14 protein-coding genes are annotated in these 15,328 nt (G+C 43.2%); 3 read left to right on the top strand and 11 right to left on the bottom strand.

Features of this window, described 5'->3' with window-relative positions:
• Window positions 1-7 precede the first annotated feature (7 nt).
• Complete coding sequence (locus HZC34_07320; protein MBI5701629.1) at window positions 8-1,423, bottom strand: S-layer homology domain-containing protein; 1,416 nt, start codon at window positions 1,421-1,423, stop codon at window positions 8-10.
• 18 nt (window positions 1,424-1,441) lie between these two features.
• Between HZC34_07320 and HZC34_07315 the strand changes: the two genes are divergently transcribed.
• From HZC34_07315 to HZC34_07305, 3 genes are all read left to right on the top strand, one after another.
• Window positions 1,442-1,678, top strand: coding sequence for a hypothetical protein (locus HZC34_07315; protein MBI5701628.1), 237 nt, complete (start codon window positions 1,442-1,444; stop codon window positions 1,676-1,678).
• 125 nt (window positions 1,679-1,803) lie between these two features.
• Window positions 1,804-2,802 (top strand): site-2 protease family protein, encoded by a 999-nt coding sequence (locus HZC34_07310; GenBank protein ID MBI5701627.1) that lies wholly within the window; start codon window positions 1,804-1,806, stop codon window positions 2,800-2,802.
• Window positions 2,799-3,311: a DJ-1/PfpI family protein gene (locus tag HZC34_07305; protein MBI5701626.1), complete on the top strand. Its 513-nt coding sequence runs from the start codon at window positions 2,799-2,801 to the stop codon at window positions 3,309-3,311. Before HZC34_07310 ends, HZC34_07305 begins: the two co-directional genes overlap by 4 nt.
• On the opposite strand, the gene HZC34_07300 is transcribed toward HZC34_07305, so the two are convergent.
• From HZC34_07300 to HZC34_07255, 10 genes are all read right to left on the bottom strand, one after another.
• Entirely contained in the window at window positions 3,305-4,165 is an 861-nt protein-coding gene (locus HZC34_07300; protein ID MBI5701625.1) for a nucleotidyl transferase AbiEii/AbiGii toxin family protein, read from the bottom strand. The two genes, HZC34_07305 and HZC34_07300, sit on opposite strands and share 7 nt — an antisense overlap.
• A complete protein-coding gene (locus HZC34_07295; GenBank protein ID MBI5701624.1) occupies window positions 4,158-4,916 on the bottom strand; it encodes a hypothetical protein in 759 nt (252 codons plus the stop codon). Before HZC34_07295 ends, HZC34_07300 begins: the two co-directional genes overlap by 8 nt.
• A gap of 135 nt (window positions 4,917-5,051) precedes the next feature.
• Complete coding sequence (locus HZC34_07290) at window positions 5,052-6,200, bottom strand: cobalamin B12-binding domain-containing protein (protein ID MBI5701623.1); 1,149 nt, start codon at window positions 6,198-6,200, stop codon at window positions 5,052-5,054.
• Window positions 6,197-7,735 (bottom strand): D-lysine 5,6-aminomutase subunit alpha, encoded by a 1,539-nt coding sequence (locus HZC34_07285; GenBank protein ID MBI5701622.1) that lies wholly within the window; start codon window positions 7,733-7,735, stop codon window positions 6,197-6,199. The genes HZC34_07290 and HZC34_07285 overlap by 4 nt, the downstream gene beginning before the upstream one ends.
• 119 nt (window positions 7,736-7,854) lie before the next feature.
• On the bottom strand, window positions 7,855-8,976 hold the full coding sequence (locus tag HZC34_07280) for a zinc-binding dehydrogenase (GenBank protein ID MBI5701621.1): 1,122 nt from the start codon (window positions 8,974-8,976) through the stop codon (window positions 7,855-7,857).
• Window positions 8,976-10,496 carry a KamA family radical SAM protein gene (locus HZC34_07275; GenBank protein MBI5701620.1) on the bottom strand — a complete coding sequence of 507 codons (1,521 nt, stop codon included), beginning with the start codon at window positions 10,494-10,496 and terminating at the stop codon, window positions 8,976-8,978. The genes HZC34_07280 and HZC34_07275 overlap by 1 nt, the downstream gene beginning before the upstream one ends.
• Before the next feature lie 42 nt (window positions 10,497-10,538).
• Entirely contained in the window at window positions 10,539-11,159 is a 621-nt protein-coding gene (locus HZC34_07270; protein ID MBI5701619.1) for a hypothetical protein, read from the bottom strand.
• Window positions 11,143-12,639, bottom strand: a complete 1,497-nt coding sequence (locus HZC34_07265; protein ID MBI5701618.1) for a hypothetical protein — start codon at window positions 12,637-12,639, stop codon at window positions 11,143-11,145. The genes HZC34_07270 and HZC34_07265 overlap by 17 nt, the downstream gene beginning before the upstream one ends.
• Entirely contained in the window at window positions 12,636-14,135 is a 1,500-nt protein-coding gene (gene lysS / locus HZC34_07260; GenBank protein ID MBI5701617.1) for a lysine--tRNA ligase, read from the bottom strand. Before lysS ends, HZC34_07265 begins: the two co-directional genes overlap by 4 nt.
• 34 nt (window positions 14,136-14,169) lie before the next feature.
• A complete protein-coding gene (locus HZC34_07255) occupies window positions 14,170-15,228 on the bottom strand; it encodes a PhzF family phenazine biosynthesis protein (protein MBI5701616.1) in 1,059 nt (352 codons plus the stop codon).
• Between the last annotated feature and the right edge of the window lie 100 nt (window positions 15,229-15,328).

Below are 15,328 nucleotides of genomic sequence, written 5' to 3'. Positions count from 1 at the left end.
TTTCCTCCTAAAACGAATACTTCAAGTTCATCGACACAAAATCAGTTGTCTCACGGATCGAAGGATTTTGTTCAATGCAATAATAAGCATTCAATAAAGACGCCGGCGCGATATTATAATTAAAACCGAGCGATCCTGTTGCGCGCGATCTGGGTTTGTCGATCCCATATCCGAAATCAGATGAAAGTTTTATGCTTGTTTTGGCGTCCAAAGATAATTTTCCGTTAATATATTGGCCTATTTGCGCGCCAATATTTACGGTTGAAGCCTCAAGCGGCCTCATGAAAAGATCGTATCCGCCGATATTGAACTCTTCCTGAGCAAATGCATCGGGAATGAATTCCGACCCAATTTTTGAGCCATATAATTTTAGGGTTGTTCCTGTCCTCCAAATATCGAAATAATCCGCCTCAAGCCCCGCCATCCAGCCGTTGGAACTTCCGCTGCCCATCTTGAAAATAGTTTTTAAGGTCATTTTTGGCCTTGGCTGGGATATTAAAGTAAAATTCGCCCTTACATCGCGTTCTCCGGCCGAAGATGGATGCTTGAGATAATAATCGCCCTCGACTTCGAGCGAAAGCCCGCCAAAAAGAAAAACATTCTGGAGGTCATAGGTTAAATTGCTTTTAACAAGGCTCGCCAAGCTTTGTCCCGCCAAATTTTTTAATATCTGGTAGTAGGAGCCTGAAATCACTACTCCCCAAATTTTTGTTGAAATACTCAAACCGGAATAAGGTTTATCGTAAGTATATCCGTTCAACGACGGCAATGCGCCCGATTGGTCCGTATGCTGGATAGGTCCCGGCCCAACACTAAGGTCTAAATTTATCGGAGCGCCAAGATCGGATAACCCGATGTCCACGGGATTAATGATCAAAGACCCTCGCATGCTAAGCATTTGCGACGATAACTCGCGAGTCCCGCCATTATAACCTGAATCCAATGTGTCAAAACCAATATCCAAAGAAGCTCCCTGCCCTAGATCTTTTTTCAGATCAGTTCGCAATCTGTAATTCATGATCGGTCCCCTGGGAACAACGATACCTTTTGTCGTTAAAACATTTGGCGCAAGCCCTGAAAGCTCGAAATCGCCGGAAATTGGAACATTTTGCGCTTGTTTTATGCCGGCTATATCAGTCTTAAGATTGGACAAGTCGATCTTTAATTGGGGGAAATCGATCCCGCCAAGTTTTTCGGCAAGCTTTGAAAGGAACAGCGCGGTCTCGTAGCGTGTAATATTTTTGTTCCCGCGAAAAGTATTGTCCGGGTATCCTTGGGTTATGCCCATTTTTACAAGGTCGTAAACCGATTTTGCGGACCAGTGGTCGGTGGGAACGTCCGTGAACTTAACCTGCGCAAGCGATCTACCCGCAAAAAGCATGAACGCTATAAATAATAAAAATATTGCAGAATTTTTCCTCATTTCATGTTAAAGTATAACATGAGCAGAAATTTCGCGCTAGTAATTTTTTCGGCATTATTTATCGGTTCGGGACAAATACTAAAAGGCGAAACGGAAAAAGGCATTAAGATAATGCTTGCTTTCTATTTCGGCGTCCCCTTGATCTTATATTTCACGCTTGGGATATCGGGCGGGCTATTTGTGATAGTCTTTGGGATAACCATTATTTTTACGGTCCTTTTTTGGCTTTACAACATTTGGGATGCCGCAAGATGAGGCGGTCCTTCAAACTTTTCTCGGTCCTCGGCATTCCTTTGGAAATAAATATAAGCTGGTTCATTATCCTTGGCCTAGTTGTATACACCCTATCATTCGGTTATTTCCCAATGGAGCTTCCCGGGATGCCTTCCATAATATACTTGCTGATGGGGATAGTTTCCGCCCTCCTTCTCTTTATTTGCCTTATTCTGCACGAGCTCTCACATTCCGTAGTCGCAAGAACGAACGAGCTTCCGATCGCCGGGATCACTTTATTTGTATTTGGAGGCGTTGCGCACATGGAAAAAGAGCCCCAATCGCCAAAAGTTGAATTCAAAATGGCGATAGCGGGGCCGCTTATGAGCATTGCCCTCTCCTTGTTCTTTTTATTGTTGTCATACGTTTTTAAATTCCTGTCATTTGTGCCGGTCGCTATAGCTATAACCGATTATTTATCGTTTTTCAATATTGCAATAGCTATTTTCAATATCGTTCCGGCCTTCCCTCTTGACGGTGGAAGAGTCTTCCGCGCTGTTCTCTGGCATTTTTTAAAAAGCCAAAAAAAGGCCACAAGGATCGCGGCGGGGCTTGGAAAAATATTCGCGTCATTGCTTATGGGCCTAGGTTTCTTGGGTTTAATAACGGGAAGCATTGTTTCGGGCGTTTGGTTCATATTCTTGGGATTTTTTCTGCTTGAAGCGGCCGACCTAAGCTACAGGTCCCTTGTAATGAAAAGGGCTTTCAGCGGAATAAAAGTCAAGGATATAATGTCTGCCAATGTCATATCCGTTCCATCCGGTATTTCCATAAAAAACCTGATAGATACTTATTTTTTCAAGTACAGGCACAATTGTTTTCCTGTCATAAAAGACGGGGCATTGCTTGGGATCGTGACATTCCATGACACGAAAGATGTCCCTAAGGAAGAATGGGACAATAAGACCGTTAATGATATTTTAATTAAACTTGAAAGCAATATGATAATTAACGAGGAAAAAGCTATCGAGGAAGCGCTGACAGAGCTTGCCCACAATGACATCGGAAGATTATTGGTCGTAGAAGACGAGAAACTTGTCGGCATCATTTCCCATAAAGATATCATCAGGCTTTTTAAATACAAGGAGGAAGCTGACCGATCATGAAAAAAGCAGTGCTAATAATCGCCCAAAACATGTTCCGCGACGAGGAATATATCGAACCTAAAGAAATTCTGGAAAAAGCGGGGATCAAAACGGTAACTGCATCGACAAATATTGGACCGGCTTCAGGAAAATTGGGCATGAAAACTCACGCTGATATCAAATTAACAGATGTTCATCCAAAAGATTATGATGCGGTAGTGTTCATTGGCGGTCCGGGATCATACGACTTTTACGATGATCCGGATGCCTTAAGGATCGCAAAAGAAACAATTTCAGAGAATAAATTGCTTGCGGCCATATGCGCGGCTCCTGGAATATTGGCTCACGCTGGTCTCTTAAAAGGGAAAAAAGCGACCATCACCCCGTCGGAAGTTGAGTTGCTCAAAAGTTCAGGAGCGGAATTTCGAGGAAAGCCAGTCGAGATCGATGGGAATATTATTACTGCAGACGGCCCTCAAAGCGCGAAAGCGTGGGGAGAGGCGGTTGTGGGGAAACTTGAAATTCAATAGTTTATTGCTCCTAATATTTTATTAAAGCGGCTAAACACTTTATTAAGGTCAAACACTTCATCAATTCTAATAACAGGTATTAGATCTGTTTCAACCTGTCGAGTTAGTAAATCAAGCTTATTTTCGCTCAAGCCAAACTTATCCTTAAAGTCGCCATGATGATCCTCGTCTTTGAGTTTCTTTTTGAATAGTTCCAAAAAATGGCGTTTGTGGAAATCGAATCCGGCTTCAGCTATATGCCACAGATCGTAATAATCGCGTATTACAGGGTCTTTCCTGGTGATCGCGGCTTTTAGTTTTTCCGCGACCGCTTCATCCAAAGAAAGCGACAATATTTTGTTTTCGGGGATCAGGTTTCGGCCGGTAAAAGGGTCTTTATAAAAGTGGTGGACCACATTATAGGCAGGCCGATCGTACGGCTTTTGCCTTAGAGATATCTCAATTTTTATGTTTCCCTCCTTATTTGTTATAACAGAAGGATAAAAGGCATTAAATACGTATTGTTTGGAGCTGTTGAATCCTTCCCCTTTTGGCTTGTCGCTCCTTAAATCCAGAGAGCTTAAAAATCCCGGCATTTTTTCTTTTATAGGGGCGATAGCGGCCGACCGATTTGAACGCTTGGTCAAATCTTCTTCCCCATAATAGCTAAAATCCAGGTCTTCGCTTAAGCGATGATAGTTCAGATGGACCTTATTCAAGAGGGTTCCGCCTTTGAATACAAGCTTATCGCTCAAACGGTCGTGCAAGTTATTTAAAATGACCGTTAAATAATAATCCTTTTCCAATATCTCCATCCTGAAATTGTGTTCATGGGTTATGGCATGCAATATTTTTGATAGTTCATCCTTATCCATTGATAATGATCCTCCATTTGCTGTTTATCCTTCCTTTTTTCGGACAATTATCAAAAAGCGGAGAATAGCCTTTTTTCCCGATGTTTATTTTATTCAACATTTTTTTATTTGCGCCTAATTGGCCCATAAAATAGCCGATCCGCCTACGAATGATCTGGACTGGATATTTAGATAAATAATCAATAAATATATCCTTATCGATCGTATTAAATTGATCTTTTAATATCTGATAGGCTTTTTTGGCGCTATAAAACTCAAAGACATCGATCATTGCCCTTTCCTTTATAGAAAACGCAACTTCTTCTTTCCCTATCTTGCGTTTCTCCAGCCCATAAAGCCGGTTTGGCAGCACTTTCATTAGTTTATATCTAATTCCGAAGATAGTTTTCATCGATGAGTATTTATCATTAACTATATAGATCGTCTGGGCCATTTGATCTGTAAAGCCATAGGAATTAAAAACAGGAGCATATCCGATATAATAATTAGCATTTCTAGCCAGGGCTTTTGCTATAAGATATTCATTAACAGCCCATCTTCCATGGGGCGCCTTCATTGGGATCAGGATGTAAATGTTTTTAATGATCTTTTTAATCCTTCTTTTCTCTAATAGCTTCTTTATTAAATAGCTTGCCATTCGCTTATTTTTACAGAAGGAAGTTATTTCTTTGCGGGTATAGACCTCTTTTCCCTCATATTCAAGCCGTGCCAGCAACTCGATCTCCTTTTCAGATAGTGTTTTTATTTTCATTTATATATTCCACCTTTATTGGGGTATTTCATATAACTATAAATAATATACCCTACAGGAGATCATTTGTCAATGCCAAAGCTTTTGGAGAAGCGATAGTTCAAGCGATAAAATAACTAACCGCCAGGTTAGCTTTTATTTGTCGGCATTTTCGGTAAGTACGCGCACATGTACTTCAGCTGTTTGTTGAGCACTATCCAATGTATAAGCACTAGCTCTTCTTATTTCTTCTTCCTGCCTGTTTTTCATATCAACCCAAAAACTTAATACTTCGTCCGCATTGGCCTCACGTCCGAAAACCGCTGCAATTTGGTCATAGCCGCCCTTTCCGTAAACTTTTTGTAATTCATCTAACCGCGGCCCGCCGACAATTATAACCGTATCCTGGCTAAGCCTGCCTCTTGCTTTTGCATCTTTAACCAAGCTATTTAATTTTTCCATATGCCTAAGATAAAGATTCCCTTCAACTAATATTCTTGAAACCAATATCATATGTGCTTTCCTTGAAATAGCTTCTTCTACAAGCCTTTCACAAGAAACCTGGGCAAGAAGATTCGTCGGTTCAATATATCGGGCATCGCCAACCACATTTAAAGCTTCCATACCTTTATATCCATGTATCCCCTTTGCCTGCATTATTGCGTCGATCCCAACGGTATGGGCATCATCCTCTAAAGCTCCACCCACAACTATAAGCGGTTCCCAAACTGGCTTTTTATCTGATGTTGTTCCGGCCGCTAATATTTCACGAATATGGGCACGAATTTCAGGCTTCTCAAGAACAGGAAATAGTGGGATCCTTAATTTATGCGCGTAAAGGTCGGCTTCCCCTTCCATAACAACAAGGGCGGAAAAAGTATGAAGTCCTTCAGGCGATAATCTCAAATCCTCTACTCTAAAGACTTTTGCTCCTTTGCTTGCAACCAGATCTTCGATAGCCATTCTCACTTGTTCCTTATGAATATAGAGATCGTCCGCTAATTTAAGCAATTTTCTAATATCATTTTTCGCAAACTTCGGCCTATAATCCAGCTCTCCGATCGTTTTGACAATAGCCGATTCAAAGGCTTCAGGCGAAACATGCGGCTGGCGATGTAAATTGAGTCCCCTGGATACTAAATCGATCTTCAGACCTTCAGAAACATCCCTTTGCAGCCTTAAACTTTCCAACGTACTTACAGCCATTCGCCAATTAGCTCTGGGCACAGTATCAACATTACCTCTAACATACATTAGATTGTCCCCGGATCGAGCCGCGTAAAATCTTGCGGACCTTACATTCATTTTATCAACCTCTCTTCGATCGTTGCAAATATTGGGTTCTCGTAACTGGCAGATCTAGTGATAACGCCATCGTAACCATGGCCGCCTGTTAGTGAACGTCTCATTTCCGCAAACTTGCCTGCCTCAATTGAAGGCAGGATCCCATCGCGTTCAACTTCCGCAAGAAATCGAACAGTATTTGCCAATACTTCTTGTGCCCGTGTTTCCAAAATAGTTCCATCGGTCCTGATAACAGAACCCTCATCGTGAGCTCCATTAAAAGCTAATCTCGCGCTGCGAATAGAATCAAGCCGTTCTTCAAGATGAGGAGTTCTGACGCCTTCCGACATTATCCCTAAAAGCAATATCGTTTGCGCGGTCAACCATGCGACTTTATTAAATCCAACGTTGTGGACATGCGCAAATAACATATCGGCTCCGATATGTTTGGTCGGAGGCATATATTTTAACGGATGGTCAGGGAATAGTTGGCGCGAAAGAAGCGCTTCCGACAATTGAAGCAAATAATGATTTTCAACTTTCGGATCTATCTCGTAAGCATGCCCTAATCCCATTAAATATGGAGGTAAATGGGCCAAAAGCGCAAGCTGTTCGTTCATAAAATTGGACGCGTAAACCGTATGCGCAAATGCAACGGCATCGGCGTTTGTTAGATAATTATCTTCGCCGGTGTTTATCGTTATTCCCGCATAAGCGCAAAGCATTCTTGAATAATGCTGGTCCAAGAAAGTGCGGTACGGATTGATATCCCTAAAAAGTATCCCATACATCGAATCACAAAGCAGCATATCCAAGCGCTCTTGCACGGCAACAGCCGCAACTTCCGGCATTGCCATGCCTGATGCATAATTTGTCTGCTGTATATAACGGCCAAGCTCAAGCCCAACATCATCCAATTCTTCCCTCAAATGCCGCATATTTGCGCGAGTGGCGTAAGTTCCGCCTTCGCCGCCGCCGATCATGCCTACTGGAAAATGGTCAAGCAAACTTTGTCCGGAATGTCTAATGACAGCTATTACATCGGCGCCTTCTCTTGCAACAACCCTTGCTTGACGGGCATCGTCTTTTATTTCACCGGTAGCAACGATCAAATATAATAATGGCGGCTCGCCTACTCCCAATTCGCTGCGATTTTTTGCTCTTAGGGCAATCGCGCCATCCAAACGAGACATTGCATCACTCGTTATCCGGTCCATAAGCGCAAGAACCTTTGCTTCATCTTGAGAAGGAACGGCCGTCACATCCGAAACATTTTCACCGCTTACAAGGCTATCCGCAAACATTTGGACATCTTCAAATCCTTTTGCAATCATCGCATTAACAAATGGACGAAAAATCCCGCCAGAAAGTTTCTCTTTTCCTTCACGCATTGCCGCATCGACTATTGCTTTTGTGTGAGGCACATAAAACTTTGCCCCGTCAACACCCATAAGTGTTAGGGTAGCCCTTTCAATTGCTACAGTTGTCCTTCCAACTACGCAATCGTTAAAGATTGAACCGGCAATATTCGCAGCTGTTGACCGTGCGGTTCTGATTAGCCCTTGCCTTGGTCCACCCTAACTTGAGGAACGCGAGCCATTGCCTCACGAAATGAAGCTTGGGAAACTGGGCCCCTCAAAACCGTAGGATGAGTTTGCATGATCTTCTCCTTATCTTATAAAACTTTTTGCCAAACAGAGAACGGGCCCCCTTGAGCTTCAACATATTGCGCAGATGACGCCGGCAAATAATTTGGATTTCTCTCTACAAAAATATTCCCCAGCATATCGAGCATATTAGGAAAATGCCGCATAAGTTCAAGCGTTAGATCTGCATGTCCAGGAAGATAGCCTGTCCCCATGATCAATTCGGCATATTTGCCGACCCCTTCGGCTCCAAGAGCCGCGCCTTGAAAAGATGTTGCCATCCCGAAAAATATTATTTGGCCGCCGTCCCTAACGGACAATATTGAAGCCATTTCCGTGCCTGGCCTGCTTGATACATTTATAACAAGATCAGCCATTTTCCCGCCGGTTATGCTGGATATTGTTTCAAGAGTTGCAAGTGGCTCCAAAGCGCTTCCCTTAACAACATAGTCGGCAAAGCCTAAAGTTTTCATCCTATCGACTGCCTGATCCGATATATCAAGACCTATCAATGATCCGGTCTTGCCTAAATTTTTTCTGGCTTGGCACAGAGTAAATGCTCCGGATTTTCCACCACCGCCGATCACAAAGACTCTTTGCCCGGGTTTAACATATTTTTCAACATATGAAGGTGCTCCAGCAATATCAAAAGCGGCCAAAGCAAGAGGTTCTGGAAAATCGGACGGCATTTTAGCTGCTAGACCGCTAGCCGGCAAAATTGCATGGCCATCGATATCTATCTGTTCCGTTTCGGGGCGGACATCAACTATCTTATCGATCTGCAGAGGAGTAACCGTTAGCGAAACGAGAGTACAGATCCTATCTCCCACACCAAATCCAAACTTAGACACAGGAAAATATTTTCCCATTTCTGTAATGGTACCCATCACAACGCCGCCCGAATTTGTTTTCGGATTGTGCATTTTACCTTTTCTAGCGGATATTTTCGCAATATGATCGCCTATCATTGCTGGATCGCCATGGCACACATCAGAAATTTGATGAAAGCTTGCAGAATCAATATTTAAGGTCAATCTACCGGAGATCAATGCCTCCGAAGGCCTAATAGGAAGCTTTGGATCAAGTTTTCTCGCACTAAAAAGCATAGCTCCTTTTGGGGCAACGACCCTTCCTGTGCTAAAGTAATCCATCATGATGGCATTCTCAATAATGCTTTTACCGCGGCAATATCTTCAGGTCCTTTGACCGGATATTTAAAAACTGCCGCTCCCTCGAGATTAGAATCATCAAATGTCTCATAATTCTTAAGTAAAATATATTTGCCATCCGGAGAAAATCCTGCAACATATTGAGGAGCAAGAGGAATTTTACCTCCACCACCCGGGGCATCGATCAAAAATGTTGGCACTGCAAATCCGGTCGTGAATCCTCGCAAAGCAAGCATTATTTTTAATCCATCCGATACACTTGTCCTAAAATGTGCGATTCCTTCAGAAAGGTCGTTAATATAAATATAATACGGTCTCACACGATTTTGAAGTAAACCATGTACCAGGTCCATCATAATTTTTGGACTATTATTTACACCTTCAAGCAATACCGATTGGTTGCCCATAGGAATTCCAGCATCGGCAAGAAGCGCCAAGGCTCTCCTTGATTCTGGATTTTCAAGTTCTCTCGGATGGTTGAAATGAGTGTTCAACCATAGTGCTTTTTTGGCTTGATGGGTCTTTAACATCGAAACCAGAGCAGGTGTTATTCTTTGAGGAAGAACAACAGGAGTACGGGTTCCAAATCTTATTATCTGAACATGAGGGATTGATTCCAGTTCGGTCAGTATCCTATCCAATAATTTATCGTTAACCAAAAAGGCATCTCCCCCTGAAAGCAGGACGTCCCTGACTTCTGGATTACTGCGAACGTAATCGATCCCTTGCTTGATGTCATCCCAGCTCAAGCTTTCGGTTGAAACTTTTCGCCTTCTTGTGCAATGCCTGCAATACATCCCGCATGTTTCTGTAATTTCAAGCAGTACCCTGTTTGGATAGCGACGGGTTGTGCTTTTAGCAACTTTCATAGCGTCCTCATGCAGGGGATCGGCATTTTCAAATTCATCCCTGACCAATTCTGCGGGATGCATAAATGCCTGGTTAAATATCGGATCTATAAATCTTGCCCAAAGCGTTGGATTTTTCCAATTCTTTGGATCTTTTAACTCGGCGAGGGCCGCAGAATCGATATCCCTGGCTTTGATCATTGAAGCGTAGGAGGGAGTTACGCGCATTTCAAAAGTATTAATGCCAAACCGTGCCTGTGAATCCTTGAAAGCTTTAGAAATATCATCCCACTGCGATTGCTCAAATTCAACACCAAGAGCTTTAAGAAGATCAACGGGGTTTTTGAAAGAATTTTTTACTTGCCATTTCCAATCCAGCCATTGCGTCAGAGTAACATCCTTGAAACCCTTAAGGTTTTTATAAGGGGCTATACCGTCAAAAGAATTTGCCGTTTCAACAGCCGTCCGCCATTTTAAATAGATCGCTTCCGTTCTATCGGTAAACCCTCTTTCGAACTTTGTATCTTTAAGCGCGATCCTTCCTGTATTTTGTGCGAACACCCCAACACCTTGAATGCCTCTATAAACAGCTCCGCCTAATTTTATCGCTTTATCAAAGCTTCCTGCCGGTCGTACCGCATTTGGTCTCAACATTTTTATTCCCCCTTTTTATTTTCTCTCTACACTTGAGAGTTTCTACCCGTCAACTTCTTGCGAACACTCGAATTCAATTATCGGGATATTATCGGCCAAACCTGTTCTTAAAAGATGCGGAGCGAAAGAAATATCCTTTGGATGAAGCCAACTTACAAATACTAACTTTTTACCTTTTGATCTTTGGGCATCTAATGCATGTAAAATATCCATTTGGAGCTTTGCGCAAGAAGCCGGCAACTTAACCACTTCCAATGGCGGAACCGTCCAATGGAATTCATCTATTGCGATTGTTTTTATGTCATCGCCGCAGCCATTGATCTCCGCCAATGCATTCCTCAATCCTACCTCGATCTTTTCGCCGATACTGGGCAAAGTTGAACCATTATGAACCACTTCTTCAAGATCGATAAATAAGCTTTTTCCAAATACTGAATCAAACTTTGGAAGATTATCTGTAAGCCACTTTGTTTTTCCGCGTCCGGAATTATTTTCATGGCATAATCCAAAATCCCTGGTAACCGCTCCGAATATCTCTCCGGTTATATATACTGCCCCGAATCTTTTTATAAGGCCTATAGCAAGCTTCGCCGGGTCCCTTGCTTCCACCCTTTTTGCGGCAACTCTAGAAAATATCCTTGGAAGCTCAACAGCAAAAATCATTATTAATTTCCTCTGGTTTAAAACGTACAAGTTGTTCCGAAACGGGATCAAATAATTGATCGTAAATACTGCTTACCGCGGGAACTGCCGCCAAGACCTCCCTTATTCGAAAGAACCCTTCACTATAAATGCTTCTATAAAGACCAAGCATTCTGTGCATTTCTGGATAATAATCTTGTCCGAATCCTGCAGAAATTTGTCCATTCCAAACAATAAAAGCCTTTTGCAGCTCGATCGGCAGGTTGCTTCCTTCGATCTGCCCATCAAGGCTTGCATTGGCGAACGCTGGAATAAAAGGTTTAAGCATTTCGCTTACCGATACAGACGCATCATAGGGCAGCAAGCAGGGCATAGTTTCACATGCATTTACCACTATACCTTTCCCCCTGAAACCCATTTGATATGAACCATCTTGCGGATTATATACGATAAATGGATCCTGGGGTTTGGTGCCTATAGGCGTACACTCCATCGGGCCCTTCGGCCAAATATCGCAGCTGACATCTCCAATGGCCCTTAAAGTGTTGGTTTTCCTCGAGCTTAAAGCCCCATTTGAAACAAGCACTGGTTGTCCCGAGTTCCAAGGGGCCGAATGAACCAGTACCGTGAATAAATCAAGGTATCTAGGGAGAGTACTTTCATAAGCCATAGGATCTGCATCAAGATCCTCTATTAATGAGGGCCTGCCGTCTGTGCGAACATATCTTCCATCCTCCCCGACCCTTTCAAGGCTTATTCCATAAATCGTGTTCCGCGGAAGGGCGCTGACAAATCCCGGAGTCAAAATATCCCGCGGCCGAAGCATTGCGGGATTAAGCGCGTTGAAAATTTCCAATGCTCCGCATGCGCATCTTCCGGAGCCCCCCGTAAAACCAATAATTAACGGCATCAAGGTATCCGGAAGCCCGTTTGCCCTGATCTCATCTCCTATTTGCTTTAAGTGTTCTTTAATAGCCGCCAAATTTGAATATTGATGGGGTCTCATTAATTTTGCAAAAGGAGTCGAAATCCCTTCTTCCTCATCAAGTCTTTTTCCTAGAACATGCAAGGTATCGATCATGCCGACCATTCCCGCAAAACGGCCAAAGGCTACCAGGCGTTTCTCGCTATTAGGATCTACAATATATTCAATGTCACAAATGGAAGACCCCTTTCGCATTGCAGCGTCAAGGTATTCCATATTTTCCGGTTGCCCTTTGGTTACATGGGAAAAATTTACGCCTACCATGCCGGAAAACAGAAAATCAGGCGGAATTTGCTTTACATTAAAAACAACCCTTGCTTTTTTCCCCAATTCAGTGACAATCTCCGCTCCCGCTTGTTTAAATTCTCTGGTTTGAAATACGCGGAAAGGAGAACGCTGTACAAGAAAATGCAAGCCGCTTTTCTTGATCATATCCCCCATGTCGGCAGGAGTAATAGGCGTTCGAACTTCTAATGCGTGCATCAGCGGGCGCATAAGGCCCAATTTATGCATCATTTAATGCTTTTCATCGTCGGGAAGAGTATAACTTCCCTGATCGACGGCGAATCGGTTGCGAGCATTGCAAGCCTATCTATTCCGATGCCTAATCCTCCCGTCGGCGGCATGCCGACTTCTATCGCTTGAAGAAAATCTTCATCGAACGGCTGGGCCTCTTCATTGCCGCCTTCTAAAGCTTTCGCTTGTTCTTCAAAGCGCGCCCTTTGGTCGACAGGGTCATTTAATTCCGAATAAGCGTTCGCAAGTTCCATACCCATGGCATATGCTTCAAAGCGTTCGCAGAAAGCAGGATCATCCGGTGATCTTTTTGCAAGAGGCGTCGTCTCGACAGGATACCTGTATATAAATGTAGGCTGTACTATCCTTTTCTCGACAAGTTCTTCAAATAAGGTTGTTACAAGCCATCCTCTCCCCATTGAATCCTCAAAATGGACGCCTCTTTCTATCGCTATTTCCCTAAGCCTATCAACGCTTGCCCCGAATACATTTACCCCGCCGACTTGTTCAAGCGATTCTTCCATCGTCATTCTTTTCCATGGTGGAGTGAAATCCAATTCCGTTCCCTGGTAATTTATTTGATGCTTGCCATGAATTGCCCTAATAATATGCGCCGCGCAATTTTCGGTAATAGCCATCATATCGGCCAAATTGTGATAAGCCCAATATAATTCCATGCTTGTAAATTCTGGATTATGCCTTTTGTCTATCCCTTCATTCCTAAAGATCCGGCCGATCTCAAAAACCCCTTCAAACCCGCCGACGATCAGGCGCTTTAAATGAAGTTCGGTCGCGATCCGCAAAAACAAATCCATATCGAGTGCATTGCTATGGGTTTTGAAAGGACGCGCCGCCGCCCCGCCGTGGATCTCTTGGAGAATCGGGGTTTCAACTTCCATAAAACCCATCCCATGCAAAAACTGCCGCATTCCCCAAACAACTTGGCTTCGTTTTCTGAAAGTACCCCTGACATCAGAATTTGAAGCCAGATCCAAATATCTTTGCCTTTGCCTTACATCTTCATCTTTTAAGCCGTGAAATTTTTCCGGAAGCGGCCTTAACGATTTACATAAGACCTCGAAGTCGGCGACTCTAAGTGTTATTTCACCGGCTCTTGTTTTGAACATATTCCCGGAAAATCCAACAATATCCCCTCTTTCCAAACAATCAACAAAAGTTTTATATTTTTCATCCCCGATCTCATTTTTAAAAAGCGCGACCTGGATCTTTCCCGATTCATCTTCAATATGCGCAAAAATTATTTTTCCCATATCCCTGATGGTCATGATCCTTCCGCTTAATTTGACGCCGGAAGGGAAGTCTGCATCGGCAGACAAATTTCCGCATATTCGATGGATATCTAAATTTGTATGCGTGCGATCAAATCTAGTCGAGCTGTAAGGGTTGATCCTCTTTTGCTGAAGGCCCTCTAGTTTTGCATGTCTTCCAACCATTTGAGAGCTCCATGTCTTTGGGAATTCCGTTCTTATTGCCATTTTATTCTCCTATATATCTTTTATATCTTTAAAATTATTTTAAAACTATCGCTTGGCCGCCAACCCAAACCCGATCGATCGAATTATGTTTGGTTTCCAACCGCGCCAAAATTTCCGAAGGGCTTTTCATACAATATCCTTGCTCAAACCTCAATGATCGAGCTTGAACAGAGCCTATTGCTCCATGATGAAACAAATACGCGCTTAAAGCGCCATTTGAAGTCCCTGTTGCCGGTTCTTCGTCTATCCCGTCTCCCGGAGCAAAATTACGGCAATGCGCGGTTGCGCCCGTGAATGTATCAATAGAAAACGCATGTATCCCTGTTACATGGACATTTGGATCAATAGCCCTTTTGGCCATGATAAGAGGGTCATTTTCGGCAAGCCATGTGCATAGTTCAACAATGCGCGCCGGATCCGGCAACATTTGCAGCAGAGTTTCCAAAGAATTAACACGCATAAGCACGTCGATCAATCCCGTTGATACAAGCTGTGGCCGCAGCTTTTGTTCGGCTTCCCATCTCTCTAAGCCTCTAAAGCATGGGAACAACTTATCCCAGCCGACGTGAGAATAAAATTTTGGGTTGAACTGGCGCATAAAAACATTCCCGCCGCCTTTAACTTCAACTTCTGAAACGCCGTTCATTGTTTCTGCAGTATAATTCCCGGGACCAATTGCTCCTTGAAGGCGAAGAAATTCGAATGCGGCAATTGTCGCGTGGCCGCAAGACGGCTCTTCTGTCGTAGGAGTAAAAAATCGCAAACGGAAATCCGCCTTATCGGAAGGCATAACAAAAGCAGTTTTAGAATACCCGATCTCACGGGCAATGCTTTGCATCCTGGCTTCCGGGAAGTTCGGTTTTACGCAGACAACCCCCGCTAAATTGCCGCCTTGGCCATCTTTAACAAAAGCTCGCATGCGATATACTCGCGGCGATAGCGCTGATGATGATATCATTATGCCTCCTAAAACAAAAAATCCGACATGAAAACTTTCATATCGGATTTCTAAAATCTCTGCCAGATTCTTATCGGAAGGTATTTTGAAAAATTTCACTTTCTTGGTCACTATTTTAGGAAGTTCTACGGACATGGTGACCCCCCTCAGTTTATTAAAATAGGGTATATCAGCGAAGAATATGCTAAAAAGATACAGCAAATACTCAAAAGTCGTGTCATCACACACGAGAAGG

The sequence above is a fragment of the Candidatus Saganbacteria bacterium genome (assembly GCA_016223245.1).
GTDB lineage: Bacteria > Margulisbacteria > WOR-1 > XYC2-FULL-46-14 > XYC2-FULL-37-10 > JACRPL01.
This window is presented reverse-complemented; position numbering and strand designations above follow the sequence as displayed.